At 70.1% G+C, this 17,875-nt stretch carries 18 protein-coding genes; 13 read left to right on the top strand and 5 right to left on the bottom strand.

Annotation, left to right across the window (positions count from 1 at the left end):
- Positions 1 to 176: 176 nt before the first annotated feature.
- The 3 genes from MKK84_RS27600 to MKK84_RS27590 all read left to right on the top strand — a co-directional run bounded on the left by MKK84_RS27600 (position 177) and on the right by MKK84_RS27590 (position 3,716).
- The gene (locus MKK84_RS27600) at positions 177 to 1,088 is read left to right on the top strand and encodes a lytic transglycosylase domain-containing protein (RefSeq protein ID WP_243925258.1); all 912 of its coding nucleotides are present in this window, start codon (positions 177 to 179) and stop codon (positions 1,086 to 1,088) included.
- 83 nt (positions 1,089 to 1,171) lie between these two features.
- Positions 1,172 to 2,074 carry an alpha/beta hydrolase gene (locus tag MKK84_RS27595; protein ID WP_243925224.1) on the top strand — a complete coding sequence of 301 codons (903 nt, stop codon included), beginning with the start codon at positions 1,172 to 1,174 and terminating at the stop codon, positions 2,072 to 2,074.
- Positions 2,075 to 2,390: 316 nt separating this feature from the next.
- On the top strand, positions 2,391 to 3,716 hold the full coding sequence (locus tag MKK84_RS27590) for an O-antigen ligase family protein (RefSeq protein ID WP_243925222.1): 1,326 nt from the start codon (positions 2,391 to 2,393) through the stop codon (positions 3,714 to 3,716).
- Positions 3,717 to 3,764: 48 nt separating this feature from the next.
- On the opposite strand, the gene MKK84_RS27585 is transcribed toward MKK84_RS27590, so the two are convergent.
- From MKK84_RS27585 to MKK84_RS27575, 3 genes are all read right to left on the bottom strand, one after another.
- The gene (locus tag MKK84_RS27585; protein WP_243925211.1) at positions 3,765 to 4,898 is read right to left on the bottom strand and encodes a carboxylate-amine ligase; all 1,134 of its coding nucleotides are present in this window, start codon (positions 4,896 to 4,898) and stop codon (positions 3,765 to 3,767) included.
- Between the two features lie 164 nt (positions 4,899 to 5,062).
- Entirely contained in the window at positions 5,063 to 5,491 is a 429-nt protein-coding gene (locus MKK84_RS27580) for an acyl-CoA thioesterase (protein ID WP_243925202.1), read from the bottom strand.
- A 56-nt stretch (positions 5,492 to 5,547) separates the two neighbouring features.
- A complete protein-coding gene (locus MKK84_RS27575) occupies positions 5,548 to 7,278 on the bottom strand; it encodes a pyrroloquinoline quinone-dependent dehydrogenase (RefSeq protein ID WP_243925257.1) in 1,731 nt (576 codons plus the stop codon).
- Between the two features lie 148 nt (positions 7,279 to 7,426).
- Here MKK84_RS27575 and MKK84_RS27570 point away from each other — a divergent pair, with 148 nt between their 5' ends.
- The gene (locus tag MKK84_RS27570) at positions 7,427 to 7,720 is read left to right on the top strand and encodes a type II toxin-antitoxin system RelE/ParE family toxin (RefSeq protein ID WP_243925201.1); all 294 of its coding nucleotides are present in this window, start codon (positions 7,427 to 7,429) and stop codon (positions 7,718 to 7,720) included.
- Between the two features lie 10 nt (positions 7,721 to 7,730).
- Complete coding sequence (locus tag MKK84_RS27565; RefSeq protein WP_243925199.1) at positions 7,731 to 8,072, top strand: addiction module antidote protein; 342 nt, start codon at positions 7,731 to 7,733, stop codon at positions 8,070 to 8,072.
- A gap of 2 nt (positions 8,073 to 8,074) precedes the next feature.
- On the opposite strand, the gene MKK84_RS27560 is transcribed toward MKK84_RS27565, so the two are convergent.
- Entirely contained in the window at positions 8,075 to 8,608 is a 534-nt protein-coding gene (locus MKK84_RS27560) for an ankyrin repeat domain-containing protein (protein WP_243925197.1), read from the bottom strand.
- A 154-nt stretch (positions 8,609 to 8,762) separates the two neighbouring features.
- Here MKK84_RS27560 and MKK84_RS27555 point away from each other — a divergent pair, with 154 nt between their 5' ends.
- The gene (locus tag MKK84_RS27555) at positions 8,763 to 8,969 is read left to right on the top strand and encodes a hypothetical protein (RefSeq protein ID WP_243925195.1); all 207 of its coding nucleotides are present in this window, start codon (positions 8,763 to 8,765) and stop codon (positions 8,967 to 8,969) included.
- Between the two features lie 18 nt (positions 8,970 to 8,987).
- Here MKK84_RS27555 and uvrB read toward each other — a convergent pair whose 3' ends face one another.
- Positions 8,988 to 11,732, bottom strand: coding sequence for an excinuclease ABC subunit UvrB (gene uvrB / locus MKK84_RS27550; protein WP_243925193.1), 2,745 nt, complete (start codon positions 11,730 to 11,732; stop codon positions 8,988 to 8,990).
- Between the two features lie 308 nt (positions 11,733 to 12,040).
- Here uvrB and MKK84_RS27545 point away from each other — a divergent pair, with 308 nt between their 5' ends.
- The 7 genes from MKK84_RS27545 to MKK84_RS27515 all read left to right on the top strand — a co-directional run bounded on the left by MKK84_RS27545 (position 12,041) and on the right by MKK84_RS27515 (position 17,867).
- Complete coding sequence (locus MKK84_RS27545; RefSeq protein WP_243925256.1) at positions 12,041 to 12,658, top strand: hypothetical protein; 618 nt, start codon at positions 12,041 to 12,043, stop codon at positions 12,656 to 12,658.
- Entirely contained in the window at positions 12,645 to 13,034 is a 390-nt protein-coding gene (locus tag MKK84_RS27540; RefSeq protein WP_243925191.1) for a transcriptional regulator, read from the top strand. Before MKK84_RS27545 ends, MKK84_RS27540 begins: the two co-directional genes overlap by 14 nt.
- A gap of 77 nt (positions 13,035 to 13,111) precedes the next feature.
- A complete protein-coding gene (locus MKK84_RS27535; protein WP_243925189.1) occupies positions 13,112 to 13,837 on the top strand; it encodes a di-trans,poly-cis-decaprenylcistransferase in 726 nt (241 codons plus the stop codon).
- 44 nt (positions 13,838 to 13,881) lie between these two features.
- Entirely contained in the window at positions 13,882 to 15,102 is a 1,221-nt protein-coding gene (gene coaBC, locus MKK84_RS27530) for a bifunctional phosphopantothenoylcysteine decarboxylase/phosphopantothenate--cysteine ligase CoaBC (protein WP_243925187.1), read from the top strand.
- A 323-nt stretch (positions 15,103 to 15,425) separates the two neighbouring features.
- Positions 15,426 to 15,842 carry an FKBP-type peptidyl-prolyl cis-trans isomerase gene (locus tag MKK84_RS27525; protein WP_243925185.1) on the top strand — a complete coding sequence of 139 codons (417 nt, stop codon included), beginning with the start codon at positions 15,426 to 15,428 and terminating at the stop codon, positions 15,840 to 15,842.
- 35 nt (positions 15,843 to 15,877) lie between these two features.
- Positions 15,878 to 17,248: a Wadjet anti-phage system protein JetA family protein gene (locus MKK84_RS27520; RefSeq protein ID WP_243925178.1), complete on the top strand. Its 1,371-nt coding sequence runs from the start codon at positions 15,878 to 15,880 to the stop codon at positions 17,246 to 17,248.
- Positions 17,241 to 17,867 (top strand): DUF4194 domain-containing protein, encoded by a 627-nt coding sequence (locus MKK84_RS27515; protein WP_243925176.1) that lies wholly within the window; start codon positions 17,241 to 17,243, stop codon positions 17,865 to 17,867. Before MKK84_RS27520 ends, MKK84_RS27515 begins: the two co-directional genes overlap by 8 nt.
- Positions 17,868 to 17,875 lie beyond the last annotated feature (8 nt).

Below are 17,875 nucleotides of genomic sequence, written 5' to 3'. Positions count from 1 at the left end.
CGCCTCATCCCTCGCCGCACCCTGTCCCGGACGGGTGGAGCGTAGCGGAACCCGATCCGGGAGCCAGCATAAGAAAAAGCCACGTAGCGGCTCGACTGGACTACATCTCAGAGCTCCATGCGGCCACCAGCATCAATTGATCCGCAACCGAAGGTCGCTACAACGCCGGTGTGACTATCGCACGCCTGCGCCTCGGCGCCCTCCTCGCCCTCCTCTGCGTTGCGGCGCACCCGGCTCGGGCCGTCCCCTCCGAGGGGGCGACCGAGACCGTGGAGCAGGCGCTGTGCCGCCTGATCGACGAATCCGCGAAGGCCCGCAGCCTGCCGGTGCCGTTCCTGACGCGGCTGATCTGGCGCGAGAGCAGTTTTCGCGTGGGCGTCGTCAGCCGAGCCGGGGCGCAGGGTGTCGCCCAGTTCATGCCCGGGACGGCGCGGGAGCGCGGCCTCCTCGACCCGTTCGACCCCGAGCAGGCGATCCCGCACGCCGCCCACTTGCTGGCGGACCTGAAGACCCAGTTCGGCAATCTCGGCCTCGCGGCGGCGGCCTATAACGGCGGTGCCGGCCGGGTGAGCAAGTGGCTCGCGGGCGATGGCGGCCTGCCCGAGGAAACCCGCGCCTACGTGGCCGCCATCACGGGCGTCCCGGCCGACGCGTGGCGGACCGGCCCCGGCAAGGCGATCGAGTACCCGGAGGGCGGCGCGCCGGAAAAGCCTGAGACGAAGGACGCCAAGGCGGCCAAGCCGGAGGCACCGCAGACCTGCCTGCAGGTCACCGCCAGCCTGCGCATCCCGTCCCGCGGCGACCGCTTCGCGTTGGGCGCCAACGAGGGCCCGGCCGCGCCCTGGGGCATCCAGCTCGCCGGCAATTTCTCCAAGTCACTGGCGCTTCAGAGTTTCAACCGGGCGCGGAGCACCTATGCGGGCGTGATAGGCGAGGTGCGGCCGATGATCATCGGGACGCGGCTGCGCAACCGCGGCACCCGGGCTTTCTACCGGATCCGCATCCCGGCCCAGAGCCGACAGGCCGCCGACGACCTGTGCGGCCGCATCCGGAAGGTCGGCGGCGCCTGCTTCGTGCTGCGGACCTGATTTTTCGCGCTTCGCCGCGCGAGCGTCATCAATCCGCCCCGAGAGCGGTGCCGTATGCGCCGGTCGCGACAACCGGACGGGATATGACACGACTCCTCACCGCGCTGGCCAGCCTGCTCTGCCTCGGACTCGCGGCGTTTGGCCTCAACGCCGCCTCGCCGCTCGCCCTGTTCGACGCGATCGGCCCGCGCGACCCCGGCGGGCGCCTCGCCGCGAAGGATCAGGCCTTCGGCGAAGGCCCCCGCCGGCGCCTCGACGTCTACGTCCCCACGGCGGGCGCCGAGAACGCTCCGGTGCTGGTGTTCTTCTACGGTGGCTCCTGGCAGAGCGGCGCGAAGGACGACTATGCCTTCGTCGGTCATGCGCTCGCCGCCCAGGGTTTCGTCACGGTGCTGCCCGACTACCGGCTCTATCCGGAGACCGCCTTCCCGGGCTTCCTGGAAGACGGGGCGGCGGCACTGGCCTGGGTGCGCGACAACATCGCGGCCTATGGCGGCGACCCGCGCCGGATCGTGTTGGCGGGCCATTCGGCCGGCGCCTACAACGCCCTGATGCTCGGCCTCGACCCGCGCTACGTGATGGCGGCGGGCGTCGATCCCAAGGCGATCAAGGCGGTGGCGGGCCTGTCGGGCCCCTACGACTTCCTGCCGCTCGATCAGGACACCACGACCAAGGTGTTCGGCAAGGCGCCCGATCTGGCCGCGACCCAGCCGGGCAGCTTCGTCGGCCCGCTCTCGCCCCCCGCCTTCCTGGCGACCGGCGAAGCCGACACGGTGGTGAAGCCTCGGCACACGGTGAGCCTCGCCGCCCGCCTGCGCGCCGAGCACGTGCCGGTGCAGGAGCGGATCTATCCCGGCCTCGACCACAAGGACACGCTGCTCGCCCTGTCGGTGACCTTCCGCTCCAAGGCGCCGGAACTCGCCGAGATGGCGGCGTTCCTGATGCGCCAATCCGCCGGTCGGACGCAGTACACGATGCGGCGCTGAGGGCGGCAGGCCTTCGTCAAGGTTATCGCGCGATCTCTGGGCGCAACTTTTGATTTGCCATCGCCCGGGGCGCAAGCGGGCCTAAGATGAGTTTGCGGCCGACGACGGGAGCGACAAGCGTCCAACCCAATCCCCTCATCCTGAGGTGCCAAAGCGCAGCGAAGGCCTCGAAGAAGCCCTCCAGGGATCGCGCGGCTGGCTGGAGCCCTTCTTCGAGGCCCGCCGAGGCGGCGGGCACCTCCGGATGAGGGGATGGGTGGGACGACCCGGCCGCTTGGTGGGACCTGACGGGTCGCAGGTTCAGCGGTGGGACGACATGGCTTCTGCGGACGCGGCAATTGGCATCCCGGCTGACGGACGGCAGCGCGGCCTCGCAGGCCGCGACGTGCCGGACGTTTTGCGCGTGCTCCTCAACGGGGCGGTCTTCGTCCTGCTCTGGAACCACGTCTGGCTGAAGGACCTGTCCGACCGGTCGATCCTGGCGGCCTCCGAGGACGGGAGCCTGCTGACCCAGGTGCTGTTCCTCTCCGCCGGCACCGCCATGGCATTGGCGATCCGTCGGATCGGCGTCCGGCACCTCCAACCGCTGATGACCCGGCCGCTCGTGCTCTGTGCCGTCTGGCTCGGCCTGACGACGCTGCTGTCCATCGAGCCGAGCCTGTCGCTGCGTCGGCTGGCGCTGTTCGTGATCGCCGCGATGCTCTCGGCGGGGGTTCTGATCGTCGCCCGGTCGCCGCGGCAGCTCGCCCTGAGCCTCGCCGGGGCGGCCCTGGTGATCGTGCTCTCGTCCTATCTGGCGGTCGCCTTCGTGCCGAGCCTCGCCATCCATTCGGCCTTCGACGTCAATTCCGATCCGAGCCATCCGGGCCTCTGGCGTGGGATCTTCCCGCAGAAGAACGAAGCCGGCGCCGCCATGGTGATCCTGGTGATCGTCGGCCTCTACGTCGCCACGGCCGCCAACCGGTTCCTCGGCTGGGCCATCGTGCTGCTGGCGGGCGGGTTCCTGCTGGCGAGCGGCTCCAAGACCGCCATCCTGCTGCTGCCGGTGATCCTCGGCGTCACGGGTCTCTGTCAGGTGCTGACGGGCGGGTTCGCCCGGCGCCTCCTGCTGCTGGGCCCGGTGGTCGGGTTCTCGCTGGTCTCGATCGGCTCGGTGCTGGTGCCGCCGATCCAGGAGGCGGTCGGGTCGCTGCTGACCGACGCGACCTTCACCGGCCGCAGCGAGATCTGGCAGTTCGCCATCGACAATATCCTGATCCGCCCCTGGCGCGGCTGGGGGATCGGCGCGTTCTGGATGACCGAGCGGACCATGTATGGCGGCTCCGAAGAGGTGACCTGGGTCAACACCGTCGATCACGCCCACAACGCCTATCTCGACACGGCGCTGATCGGCGGCCTGCCCTTCCTCGTGCTGACCGTGGCGGCCTTCGTGCTCGCGCCGATGCGCGATCTGCAGCGCGTGGCCGGCGGCGCCCGGCTCGACGCGGAGACGATGCTGTTCCTGCGGCTGTGGTTCCTCGGGCTGGTCTCGGCCTCGTTCGAGACGGTGCTGTGGAACGGCAACAACGCCACCTGCTGCCTCTTCATGATGGCGGTGTTCGGCCTGCGCCTGCGGACGCGCTACCCGCTGGCGGCGGGGTGAGGAAAATACGGCCCTGTCGCGACCCGTTCACCGCTCTCAATCGATCGGTCAGCCCAGGGGCGCCGTCTCCCGTGCAAGCCAATCGATGACCGCTTTCAACGCCCCGCCCTCGCTGGCGCCGCCGTCGCGGGCGGTGGTGTAGGCGGCGAGCTGGCCGGCTGCGCTCGAGCCGTTTCGGGCGATCACGGTGGCGTGCGCCACCTGTGCCGTGCAGCCCAGCGCGGCCGCGTCCTCGGCGATCAGGTCCAGCAGTGCGTCCAGGGCTTCGGTGACGGAGACGGCGCGCTCGGCCGTCTCGTCGATCAGCGACGCGCCCGTGCCGTCGCGTTCGGCCCGCCACAGGTTCTCCATCACGAACCCGCGCGAGGCGCCGGTCAGGCCGGCGTGGATGTCCGGGCGCCGGTCGAGCAGACGGACGAGGCAGCGATAGAGCTGGGCGACGGTCAGGGTGTCGTCCAGCCGCGTGCAGCTGTCGGCGACGCGCAGCTCCAGGGTCGGGTATCGGATCGATGGACGGATGTGCCACCAGAAGTACGTCGGATCGGGCACGGCACCCGCTGTGGTCATGATCCGGACATACCGGGCGTAATCGGCGTCGTCGTCGAACAGCTCGGGGAGGCCGGTGCGCGGCAACTCGGCGTAGGCCCGCAACCGGTAGCCGTGCAGGCCGGTGCGACGGCGGTCATAGAACGGCGAGGACGTCGAGAGGGCCAGCAGCAGCGGCAGGAACGGATAGATCCGCCGCATGATGTCGACCCGCTTCTCGGGGCGCGGCACCTCGACATGGACGTGCATGCCGGCGACCACGGAGCGTCGCCCGGTGATCTGAAGGTCGTCCATCATCCCGCGGTAGCGCGGCTTGTCCGTCTCCTTCTGGATCGACCAGATTGCGGTGGGGTGCGTGCCGGCGGCGAACAGCTTGAGCCCGTGCGCGCGGGCGGTCGCTTGGAGCTTGTCGCGCAGGTCGCCGAGCGCCGCCCGTGCCTCATCGACGCTCGCCGTCGGCTTCGAACAGATCTCCACCTCGTTTTCGAGGAGTTCCCGCTCGACCGAACCCAGACGTTTGGCCGCGTCGTGGAAACCCTGGATCGACGCGCGCGGCGCGCCCCGCGAACGGGCGCTGGCGAGGAAGAACTCCTCCTCGATGCCGAACTTGAAGTCGTGTCCCGACCGCTGCGCCATCGTGTGGTTCCGATCCCTGGACGTGCGGCCGCCGGCCACGCGCGCCGAACCGGCAGCGCTGCGAAAGCCGAACTGATCGACATCATGCGCGATCCGGGCCAACGTGGGTAAGAGGCGATCCGCGGATCGGGCCGGGGATGCCGCCGACGGCTCTGCTGCCAGGCTCAGCGCCCCACCACCTCCGGCGGCACCGCCCGCGGGCGGCGGTCGTCGCCGATCGCCACGAAGGTGAAGGTCGCCTCCGTCACCTTCATGGTCGCCTCGCTGGCCCGCTCGCGCCGCCAGACCTCGACCTGGATGCGCAGGGACGAGCGCCCGACCTGGACGAGCCACGCGTAGAGGCTGACCTCGTCGCCCACGAAGACCGGGTGATGGAAGGTGATCGCGTCGACCGCGACGGTGGCGCAGCGCCCACGCGAGCGCCGCGCGGCGACATTGCCGGCGGCCAGATCCATCTGGGCCATCAGCCAGCCGCCGAAGATGTCGCCGGCCGGGTTGGTGTCGGCCGGCATCGCGATGGTGCGGATCACCGGCGGCCCGCGATCCGTCGGCTGGGCCTCCGCCCGGTCGCCCGCGCTCTGCGCCTCTGTCATGGTCCGGAAGAGTCCCCGCCTATGGCTCGAATTCTTCCGGTCAAGCTCGGCCGTGGTCAATCGGGCAGTGCGAAGACCAGCACTGCGTCGCCGGTCCCGAAGCCCGACGCCTTGGTGTAGGACGCGCCGCCCGCCGCCACCGCCACGTATTGCTTGCCGTCGAGCGCGTACGTCATGGCCGGTCCGCTGATCCCCGCGCCGCACTGGAATCGCCAGAGCACGCGGCCGTCGCGCGCGTCGTGGGCGTCCAGATTTCCATCCTCCTCGCCGGAGAAGACGAGACCGCCCGCGGTCGCCAAAGTACCCCCCGAAAGCCGGCTCGCCGACCGCACCGACCACGCGATCTTGCCGCCGTGGTTGAGATCGACGGCGGTGAGCGTGCTGAAGGACGGCTCGCCCTTGGCCTCGCCGGTCTCGGTGTAGCGGATCTCCGGCCGCCCCGCGGCGGCCGGCACGGTCTTCACCGTGTAGGTCGTCGCTCCGTGGCGGACCTGCACGTAGGCCAGCCGCCCGTCATAAGCGGTCGGCGGCCACGAGACCGCGCCGAGGGGCCCGGGCGCCACGACGGTGCCCTGCGGCGTCGGCGGCGCGAACAGGTTCTTCTGGTCGAGGAGCGGCGCCGAGCGCTCCAGCAGCTTCCCAGTCGCGCGGTCGTGGACGTAGATCCAGCCGGTCTTGCTCGCCGAGGCCACGGCCTTGGTGCCGTTCGGGCCATCGAGCAGGAAGGGCGGCGCGGCGACGTCGTAGCCCCACTCGTCGTGCGGCACCTGCTGATAGTACCAGCGCAGCTTGCCCGTTTTCACGTCGAGGGCGACGAGGCACATCGTGTAGAGGTTGTCCCCCGGCCGCGACAGGCCGAAATTCTGCGGTGCCGGGTTGCCGGTGCCGAGGAAGATCAGGCCGAGATCGGCATCGTAGGCCGGTGTCATCCAGAGTGAGCCGCCGCCGACACGCCACGCGTCGCGGTTGGCGGGGGCCGCGGCCTTCTCAGCGGCGATGTCCCGGTGAAGCGGCGTGCCGTCGGCGGTCTTCTCCACGAAGCCACCCTCCCAGCTCTCCGAGGGTGTGACGTACCAGCGCCAGCGCTCCTCCCCGGTCTTGGCATCGTAGGCGGCGAGCCAGCCGCGTCGGCCATAGCCGCCCTCGATCCCGACCACCGCGCCGCCGTCGAGGCCGCCCGCCGCATCCTCGATATGGAGGCCATAGCCGGCGCCGGTGACGCCAATGATCACCAGCCCGTCGGCGACGAGCGGCGGCATCTTGAAGCCGAGCCGGCTCGACCCCTGCACCGGCTTGCCGCCGAGTGTGGCCGCCAGGCCGGAGGCGGTCTCGGTCTCGCCCTCCTCCGGGCGGACCGCCTCCTTGTCCCAGACCATCGTGCCGGTCTTCGCGTCCAGCGCGATCAGCCGCCCGTCCATGGTCGCCTCGAAGACGAGCCCGCCGGAGACCGCGAGCCCGCGGTTGGACGGCGGCCCGAAGATTTTTTCCGTGCGCGGCTTGTGGGTGTAGGTCCAGAGCGGCTTGCCGGTCTTCGCGTCGAGGGCCGCGACGTTGTTCTGCGTGGTGGAGAGGAAGAGCGTCCCGTCCACCATGACGGGCTGGGCCTGGAAGTAGCCGGTCACGCCCGTCTGGAAGATCCAGGCGGGGCGTAAGCGAGCGACCGAATCGCGGTCGATCTGGGTCAGCTCGGAAAAATTGCGGTTGCTGGAATCATGCCCGAAGGCTGGCCAGGGCGTCTCGGTGGCGGAAGCCGCGAGCGGCGTGGCGAACAGCGCCAGGCAAGCCAGGTAGCATCCCCTACCCCTCAGGATGGCGTGATGAGGCACGGCGTTTCATCTCCCGGGTTCGCGCGGCTGCCCGTGCCGGCGTTGGACGATCGCCCGCTTCGGCGTTGATGGCTTTGTGGCGAGACGTATCTTATGGGATACTTTCCAAGTGCCGCGGATCGTGACGACGGCTTACTTCGATCAGTGGATCGAAGGCCTGCGCGACCGCGTCGGCCGAGCGAGAATCCTCCGGCGGATCGTTCGGTTCCAGGAGGGCAACCCAGGGACGGTCGCCCCTGTCGGTGGCGGGGTCAGCGAGATGAAGATCGATAGCGGTCCGGGCTACCGCATCTATTTCGTCCAGCGGGACGATGGCACGATCGTGATCCTGCTGTGCGGCGGCGACAAGGGTAGCCAAGCGCGCGATATCGCGCGGGCTCGTGAACTCGCATTGACAGTTTGAGGATATGCCCATGGCGGCTTCCGAGTCCCCTTCCGAGTCCCCTCCGAAGACCCCGACGCGGCCCTTCGAAATCGCGCTGCATCTCCGCTCGCCCGAGGATGCGGCTGCCTACCTCTCAGCCGCTCTGGAAGAGAAGGACCCGGCGGCTTTCCGCCGGGCGTTGGGCGATGTCGCCCGCGCCGGACGCATGTCGGCCGTCGCCGAAGCCACCGGCCTCGGGCGCGAGAGCCTATACAAGGCCCTTTCGCAAACCGGCAATCCGAGTCTCGAGACCGTGCAGCGGGTTGTCGCCGCGCTCGGCTTCAGCCTTGCAGTCGTGCCGAACAACGAAGCACCGGTCGATCCCGGCTGAGCTCACCCTGCCGGCCGCGCCGCCCCGTCGAGCTGACCCGGCGTCGCCTGCGCGCCCATGGCCCGGGCCATGTCGGCGGCGCTCTGGCCGGAGCCGTCGCGCCGGTCCGGGTCGGCCCCGTGCTGGAGCAGCAGGTCGACCATCTCGGTCCGGTCGAACATGGCCGCCGTCATCAGGGCGGTGCGGGTGCCGTCGCCGGTGCCATCGACCGTGGCCCCGTGCTGCAGCAGCAGCCGCGCGATCGCCAGATCGTTCTTGAAGGCCACGCCGGCGAGCGGGGTCTGGCCGCGGTCGTTGGCGAGTTCCGGGTCGCCGCCGGCTTCCAGGATCACCCGGGTCGCCTCGGCCTGCCCGTTATAGGCGGCCAGCATCAGCAGGCTGTCGCCCTTGTCGTTGCGCAGGTTCGCCGGAAGCCCCTGGCCGAACAGCTCCGCGAGCTCTTCGGCGTGGCCCATCCGGGCGTACTGGAAGACCCGGGCCGCGAAGGCCAGGGTGTCGTCGTCGAGGGCGGGGCGTGCGTTGGTCTCGGCTGTCATCGCGTCTTCGCTGGGATGGTTTCGAGGTTTGAAGGTCTTGGGCCGATCCGGGCCGGTGCGTCATCCGCGTCCACCCGTGCTGGGAACTGTTGGGCTGCGCTGTTCGTTGCAGCGGCCACTCGGTCCGTGACGGCCCGGTTTTTCCGGAGCGACGATGCCCCGTCCTTATGAGCCCTATGCCGATGCGCTGCGCCTCGCGCGCCAGATCGCCCGGGACCGGGTAGGCGATATCGCGGAGGCAGCCGTTCGGGCGGATCCCCATGCCTATGACGAGGCGTGCCATGCCCTCGTAGCCTGCATCGCGCAGGCCATCATGGATGCGTCGGAGGCTGCCCGGCACCGCGATATCGAGGCCGCCTGAGACCGCGGAGGCGGCCGGTCAGCCCCGCTTGCGACCGCCGCCGCCCTTGTATTTCGGCTTCTGGCCGCCGAGCCCCTGGGTCGAGCGAGGCTTGGGCCGCTCCTGCCACGGCACCGCGTTGGCCGGCATCTCGCGGTCGGTGCCGGGGCCCATATTGTCGAGGTCGGGCTTGGAAATGCGGCTTCCCCCTGCCCCGCGCGGGGCTTTCCGGCCGAACTTGCCGGCCTCGCGCTCCACGTCGCCCTGCCGGGCCATCGGGTCGTCCGAGACCAGGAGCTCGGTCGCCTGAAGCCGCTTGAGCTCGTCGCGCAGGCGGGCCGCCTCCTCGAAGTCGAGATCCGCGGCGGCCGTGCGCATCCGCTTCTCCAGATCCGCCATCACGGCCTTGAGGTTATGGCCGATCGTGACCGCATCCTTGGCGAGCCCGGTATCGACCTGGACGTGGTCGCGCTCGAACACGCTGCTCAGGATGTCGGCGATGCCGCGCTTCACGCTCTGCGGCGTGATGCCGTGCTCCGCGTTGTAGGCGAGCTGCTTGACGCGGCGGCGCTCGGTCTCGGCCATCGCCCGCTCCATCGAGCCGGTGATGTTGTCCGCATAGAGGATGCAGCGGGCATCGGCGTTGCGGGCCGCGCGGCCGATGGTCTGGATCAGCGACGTTTCTGAACGAAGAAAGCCTTCCTTGTCGGCGTCGAGGATCGCCACCAGGGCGCATTCCGGAATGTCGAGGCCCTCGCGCAGCAGGTTGATGCCGATCAGCACGTCGAAGGCGCCGAGCCGCAGGTCGCGGATGATCTCGATCCGCTCCAGCGTGTCGATGTCGGAGTGCATGTAGCGCACCCGCACGCCGTTCTCGTGCAGGTACTCGGTCAGATCCTCGGCCATGCGCTTGGTCAGCGTCGTGACCAGCGTCCGGTAGCCGGCCTGCGCCACCTCGCGCACCTCGCCCAGCAGGTCGTCGACCTGGGAGCGCGCCGGGCGGATCTCGATCACCGGATCGACGAGGCCGGTCGGGCGGATCACCTGCTCGGCGAACACGCCGCCGGTCTGCTCCATCTCCCACTTGCCGGGCGTCGCCGAGACGTGGACCGTCATCGGCCGCATCGCGTCCCACTCCTCGAAGCGGAGCGGGCGGTTATCGAGACAGGAGGGCAGCCGGAAGCCGTATTCGGCCAGCGTCGCCTTGCGGCGGAAGTCGCCCCGGTACATGCCGCCGATTTGCGGCACCGTGACGTGGCTCTCGTCGGTGAAAACGAGCGCGTTGTCGGGCAGATATTCGAACAGCGTCGGTGGCGGCTCGCCAGGTTTCCGCCCGGTGAGATAGCGGGAATAGTTCTCGATGCCGTTGCAGGCGCCGGTGGCCTCGATCATCTCGATGTCGAAGGTGCAGCGCTGGTCGATGCGTTGCGCCTCGATCAGCCGGCCCATCTTGGTCAGCTCCTCGATCCGGCCGTTCAGCTCGTTCTTGATGCCCTTGATCGCCTGCTGCAGCGTCGGGCGCGGCGTGACGTAGTGCGAGTTGGCGTAGACCTTCACGAACTTCAGTTCGGAGAGGGTCTTGCCGGTGAGCGGGTCGAACTCGACGATGCTCTCAATCTCGTCGCCGAACAGGCCGATGCGCCAGCCGCGATCCTCCAAGTGGGCCGGCCACAGCTCGATCGAATCGCCGCGTACCCGGAAGGTGCCGCGGGCGAAATCGGACTGGATCCGCTTGTACTGCAGGGCCACGAGATCGGCGATCAGCTGGCGCTGCTCGATCCGCTCGCCGAGGGACACGGTGAACGACATCGCCGTGTAGGTCTCGACCGAGCCGATACCGTAGATGCACGAGACCGAGGCGACGATGATCACGTCGTCCCGCTCCAGCAGGGCGCGGGTCGCGGAGTGGCGCATCCGGTCGATCTGCTCGTTGATCGAGGATTCCTTCTCGATGAACGTGTCCGAGCGCGGCACATAGGCCTCGGGCTGGTAGTAATCGTAATAGGAGACGAAATATTCCACGGCGTTGTCGGGGAAGAACGACTTGAATTCCCCGTAGAGCTGCGCCGCCAGCGTCTTGTTGGGCGCCAGGATCAGGGCGGGGCGCTGGGTCTCCTCGATGATCTTGGCCATCGTGAAGGTCTTGCCCGAGCCGGTGACGCCGAGCAGCACCTGATCGCGCTCATGGGCCTGCACGCCGGAGACCAGTTCGGCGATGGCCCTGGGCTGGTCGCCGGCCGGCGTGAACTCGGATTTCAGCGTGAACCTGAGGCCTCCCTCGGATTTCTGCGGCCGATCCGGCCGGTGCGGCACCCAGGTCTGGCCGTCCTTGAACAGCGGGTTGCCCTCGATGAGCAGCCGCTCCAGGGCCGAGACCGTCGCCGAAGCGCCGCCATCGCCGCCGGGATCGGGCAGGTCGGCGCCTTCCGGCGCCGGCCCGTCCTCGGGCGGGGTCAGTCCGAGGGCCTGTGCGAGGCGCGGATCGACATCCGCGGCATCGCCCAGCGCGTAGCCGGCCTGCGGTGCCTCCGCGAAGCCGTCGCGGGCGATCTCCGCCCGGCGCGTGGCGGCTTGCGGAGTCCCGCCCTTGCCGCCGCGCCCCTTGGGCTTGCCCGGGCGCGCGGGCGGCTCGGGCGGCGCCTCGATCGGCGCCGGCCTGTTGCGGTTGAGCGCCGGGTTCAGCAGCGCGGCGAGATAGGTGTCGAGCGGCTTCAGCTCGGGCTTCGACGCCTTGGCGGACGTGCTCGACACGGACGCGGCGCGCGATTTCTTCGGAGCAGGCATGAGCCCAATATGGGCCGGGCGGCCGCCGCGCGGAAGCCTGTTGGCCGGAGAGTTTTGCCGCGCCGCGCCCGATCGGCCGGGGCCCGGAGGAACCGTCCGAGTCCCGGTGCGCTGCCGCTCATCCCGGAAGAGATCATCGGAATACAACCGTCAGGTAGTTTTCGCGTTATTTTCGGATCGCTTCGCTAATCTCATGTTTGGAAAACCGGCCGTTGAGCCGGTCGAATTGGCTTGCGACGGATTGCAAGGACCGTTACTTTGCGGTGCAAAGCACGATCAAGTACGGCGCAGCCCGGGGCGTGAGGCGGATGCAGGACCTGGACAAGGCCTTGGCCGACATCGTGGCGATCCGCTCCCAGATCGCCCGCGATACGGCGTTTCGCGGCGTGGGGGCGGCGACGGTCGCCGGCACCGGCGGGCTCGCGCTGGCCTGCGCGGCGGGCCAGGCCCTGTGGCTCGGCGATCCGGCGGTCCGGACCGGCCTGTTCTTCGGTCTCTGGGTCGCGGCCGCTCTGGCGGCCTTCGCGATGATCGGCATCGAGGCGGTGCGGCGGACACGCCGCCTGCATTCCGGCCTCGCCGACGCCATGGTGTGGAACGCCATCGAGGTCTTCCTGCCGGCGGCCGGCGCGGGGGCCTGCCTCGCCCTGGTGATCGCCCGGTTCGCGCCTCAGGAGGTCTGGATGCTGCCGGGCCTCTGGCAGGTTCTGGTCGGCCTTGGCCTGTTCGCCTCGGCGCGGATCCTGCCGCGCGGCGTTCAGGGCGTGGGCGCGTGGTATCTGCTCGCCGGACTGGGCGTGCTGGCCTTCTCGGCAGAGACGCGCGTCCTCTCACCCTGGGCCATGGGCCTGCCCTTCCTGGTCGGTCAGATCTGGCTGGCTGCGGTCATTCATTACGGCGCCCGGGCCTACGATGATGGCCTCTGATCGCGACGTAGGCCGCTTCTCCTACGAGGGGCTCCACCGGATCATCCACGAGCGGGCGCGGCTCTCCGTGCTGACCTCCCTGGTGGCCCACCCCAAGGGGCTGCCCTTCCCCGATTTGAAGCGGCTGTGCGGCTTGACCGACGGCAACCTGAGTCGGCACCTCGCGGTTCTGAGCGAGGCCGACTTCGTCACGCTGCAGAAGGGGTTGTCGCAGAACCGCCCGCAGACGGTGTGCCGGCTGACCGCGAACGGGCGGCAGCGCTTCATTGGTTATCTCGGCGTCTTGGAGCAGGTCGTCCGCGACGCCGCGGAGGCCGCCGAGTCCGGCCCGGAATCGGGCCGGCGCGGCCTCGATCCGGCCACGAAACCGGCGTGAGACCGTTACACCGTTCCAAGACTGTTAATGTCGTCCTGATAAACTCCATCGATACGCTCTGGCCGGGAGACTTTACGATGCAAAGTGAGGCGGCGCCGAAGGCCCTGCACGCCGCGATCATCATGGACGGCAATGGGCGCTGGGCGACGCAGCGCGGCCTTCCCCGGCTCGCCGGCCATCACCGCGGCGTCGAGGCGATCCGGCGGACCGCCGAGGCCTGCCCGGATCTCGGGATCGGCACGCTGACCCTCTACGCCTTCTCGGCCGACAACTGGCAGCGCCCGGCCGAAGAGGTCGGCGGTCTGATGCGGCTTCTGCGTTCCTATCTGCGCAACGAGACCCAGAGGCTCGCCCGCACCGGTACACGGCTCAGCGTCGTGGGCCGCCGCGATCGGCTCCCGGCGGGCATTCCGGAGGCGATCACGGCCGCGGAGGCCGCCACCGAAGCGGGGCGCCGCCTGCACCTGCGGATCTGCGTCGACTATTCCGCCCGCGACGCGATCATCGCGGCGGCACGGCACCTCCAGGAGCAGGAGCCGGTGACACGCGAGGATTTCGGCGCGCTCGTGGCCGGCCCGATGCACGGCTCGCCGGTCGAGGTCGATCTGCTGATCCGCACCGGGGGCGAGCAGCGCCTGTCCGACTTCTTGCTCTGGGAGGCGGCCTATGCCGAGCTGCACTTCACCGAGCGGATGTGGCCGGACTACGGCCCGGAGGATCTCGCCGCCGCGATGGCGGAATTCCGGAGCCGGGAGCGCCGGTTCGGTGGCCTGAAGACGGCAGCCGTCCCCGCGGCGGCCTGAGCGGCGCTTGACGCGCGCGTCGCGCCGCGCAGAGGGTTTCCGCTATGAACGAGACCCTCGCCGACCGTCGCGTCCTCCTCGTCATCGGCGGGGGTATCGCGGCCTATAAGGCCCTCGACCTGATCCGGCGCCTGCGCGAGCGGGGCGCCAGCGTCTGCCCGGTCCTGACCGCGGGGGCGCAGGAATTCGTGACGCCGCTGGCCGCCGCGGCGTTGGCCGGCGAGCGGGCCCATACCGACCTGTTCGACCGCGCCAGCGAGGCCGAGATCGGTCATATCAAGCTAGCCCGGCAGGCCGATGCCGTGGTGGTGGCGCCTGCCACCGCCAACCTGATGGCCCGGATGGCGGGCGGCCATGCGGCGGACCTCGCCACCACCATACTGCTGGCCACGACCCTGCCGATCCTGATCGCGCCGGCCATGAACGTGCAGATGTGGGCGCATCCGGCGACTCGCCGCAACCGCGCGACCCTGGAGGGCGACGGCGTCCATATCGTCGGCCCCAATGCCGGCCGGATGGCGGAGCCAGAGACCGGCCCCGGCCGCATGGCCGAGCCCCACGAGATCGCCGACGCCCTGGAGCGGATGCTCGGGGTGGGCGTCGATCGGCCCCTCGCGGGCCGCCGGGTGCTGGTAACCTCCGGCCCGACCCACGAGCCGATCGACCCGGTGCGCTACATCGCCAACCGCTCCTCCGGCCGCCAGGGCCACGCCATCGCGGAAGCCGCCGCGCGGGCCGGTGCCGCCGTGACGTTGGTTTCAGGGCCTGTAGCGATCCCCGATCCGCCGGGTGTCGCCGTCATTCGGGTCGAGACCGCCCGGGAGATGCTGGACGCCGTCGAGGCGGCGCTGCCGGCCGATCTGGCCATCTTCGCCGCCGCGGTGGCGGATTGGCGCCCGGCGCAGGAGGCCGGCGCCAAGAAGATCAAGAAGGACGGCATCGGCCCCGCGCCGCTGCCGCTCGCCGAGAATCCCGACATCCTCGCCACGATCGCCCGCCGGTCCACGGGGCGCCCGCCCCTCGTGGTCGGCTTTGCGGCGGAGACCGACGCCGTGCTGGACCATGCCCGGGCCAAGATCGCCCGCAAGGGTTGCGACCTGATCGTGGCCAACGACGTCTCGGCGGAGAGCGGTGTGATGGGCGGGTCCGACAACGCGGTTCACCTGATCCACCGGGACGGCGCGGTGGAGACTTGGCCGCGACTCGGCAAGGACGAGGTCGCTCGGCGGCTGGTGATTTATCTCGCCGGGATGTTGGCGGGGTGAGGCCCCTTTTCCGAGGCTCATGGCAGATTCGAATGCACCGGTCCCTTTCCCGGGTACATACAGCACCAGCGGAATGTGACCCGGGAGCCAGCACAAGACGTCGCGAAGCGTCGATCTGGATCGACCCGGGCCGCTTGCGCGGCGCTTTTGGTGCTCGATCCCGGATCCGGTTCCGCTGCGCTGCACCTGTCCGGGAAAAGGCGGCGGTGCGCGGCGATCCGCACTGCGCCCTGGAAAAGCGGCTGCCCTGGCCTCAACCTTTGCGAGTCGCTAGAAGGCGCGGCGACGGCCGGCGCGCATGGCGCCGGCTCCAGGGAGAAACCATGCCTCGCCTGACCCTCATCGCCGGAGCCGCGTTGATCGCCATGAGCACAGCTGCAACTGCCGAGACTGTCACCCTGCCCTCCGGGCTGAAGTACCAGGACGAGGTCGTCGGGACCGGACCTGAGCCGAAGGCCGGCCAGCAGGTCACCGTCCAGTATACCGGCTGGCTCGATGAGGGCGGCAAGAAGGGCAAGAAGTTCGACTCTTCCCGCGACCGCAACCAGCCCTTCAGCTTCCCGCTCGGCGCCGGTCAGGTGATCAAGGGCTGGGACGAGGGCGTCGCCACCATGAAGACCGGCGGCAAGCGCACCCTGATCATCCCGCCGCAGCTCGGCTACGGCGCCCGGGGCGCCGGCGGCGTGATCCCGCCGAACGCCACGCTGATCTTCGACGTCGAGCTCCTCGGCGCGAAGTAACGTCACCGCTGCGCGACGGCGAGAGTCCCAAGAGAATGCTGTTCGCGCAGCTGCCCGACGAGCTGTTCAAGCCGCTGGCCGCCCCGAGCCGCGGCTTCAACGCGGCTCTCCTGCTGCACCTGCACCGGCGCGTCCTCGGGGCCGAGCCGGTGCGCAAGGCCGAATTGCTCGCCGAGATCGGCGATTTCGCAGCCGGCTGGAGCGATCCCGAGGTCAGCGGCGACGAGCCGATCTCCGCCGATCCGACCGAGCGCCGCACCGCGCTCTACCGGCGCCTGCTCGACACCGGCTGGCTGATCGAGCGCCGTGAGCGCTACGTGCCGGTGGTGGAGTTCGACCCCGAGGCGCGGCTCCTGCTGGAGGAGCTGTCGCGGCTCGAACGGGGCGAGACCCGCTCGTATGGCGGCGCCGTGCTGGAGGTGCTGGGCGGGCTGGAGAGCGCCCTTTCGGATCCCGGCAGCCGGTCCGAGGCCCTGGCGAACGCCGCCCGGGCCTCGGCGGCCTTTCTGGCCCACGTGCGCGGCCTCGCCGCCGGGATGCGCAAGGTCGAGGAGCGCATCCTGCGCGAGCCCGACCGGGCCAAGACCTTCCGGTTGTTCTTCGAGGATTTCGTCGAGCGCCACCTGATCAGCGACTACCGGACGCTGCACACGCGCTTCAACCCGTTCCGCTTCCGCGCCAGCGTGGTCCGCGAGGCCGGGCGGGCGCTCCGCGACGCCCTCACGGTCCGGGCGCTCGCCGAGGGCCTGATCCGCGAGGGCCGGAGCCCCGGTCTCGACGCTGCCCAGCGGGCGGTGCGCGCCGACCTCGCCCAGATCCTGTCGGTGTTCGAGGGGCTCGACAACCACCTCGACGCGGTCGATGCCGTGGTGGCGCGGCTGGAGCGCCGGATCGCCGCGGCGCTCCACGTTATGGACCGGCCGAACCCCGGCGGCGTCGAGCGGGCCGCCGCGATGCTCCGGGCCGTCGGCGGCGCCGAGATCGCCCCCGACGTGCCGGCCGACGTGTCACTGCTGCGCCCGCCGATCGGCCACGCGCATCTTCAGACGCCTCGCGCCCGCAAGCTCGCCATCGACATGGAGCCCCTGCCCGACATCGAGGACGATCCCGTGATCGATGCCTTTGCGGCCGCCAAGGCGGAGTTCCGCCGCCGCACCACGGTGACGCCCGAGGGCATGACGGCCTTCGTGGAAGCCCGGCTCGGCAAGGCGATCCGGCTGCGCGGCTCCGAGATCGCGATCAAGGACGTCGACGACTTCATCGTGTTCCAGCGCCTGCGTGAGATCGACGTGCTGTTCGATGCGCGGCTCGGCGAGCGCTACGCCGTCAGCCGCCTGACCGAGCGCGTGGCCAATGGCTGGCTCGACTGCCCGGATTTCGTGCTGGAGCGCCGCCCCGGTGCTTGAGGGATTCCGCGCCATCATCGACGGCGACGAGCCTGCGCCCCCCGGCGCCCGGGCGCCGGACGCCGAGGAACTCAGCCGCGCCCTCCAGGTCCTGCTGAAGGGACAGGTGATCTACGCCGACACCCCGAATATCGGCCGCTCCTACGAACTCGCCCGGCACTACGCGCCGTTCTTCACCGACTATTTCGCCTGCCTGGGCTACGCGCTGACGGTCTCGCACCGGGATCAGATGGTCTCCCTGAGCCCGGCCGCCGACGCGCCACGCCACGACATCATGTCGGAGCGCCTGCGCAAGGACGAGACCCTGGTGCTGCTGGCGCTGCGGCTGCTCTACGAGGAGGGCCTGCGCGACCACCGTGTCGGCACGGACGGGATCGTCGAATGCACCACCGATGAGATCGTGGAAAAAATCCGGACGGTGGCCCGCAATGAGCCCCCCGAGGAGGGCCGACTGGCTGACATCCTGCGGCTCTACGCAAGGCGCGGTGGCCTGCGGCTGGGCGAGCGCGACCGGGTCGAGCGGGTGACGCCGCTGTCGCTCCTGCCCGGCGTGGCGGTGCTGGCCTCGGACGCGTGGCTGGAGCGCCTGCGGGCGTGGTCCGAGGCCGGAGAGACCTGACGGGCCCG

The organism is Methylobacterium sp. E-065 (genome assembly GCF_022829605.1).
GTDB lineage: Bacteria > Pseudomonadota > Alphaproteobacteria > Rhizobiales > Beijerinckiaceae > Methylobacterium.
Note: the sequence above shows the minus strand (reverse complement) of the source record. Positions and strands in the feature narration are given on the sequence as shown.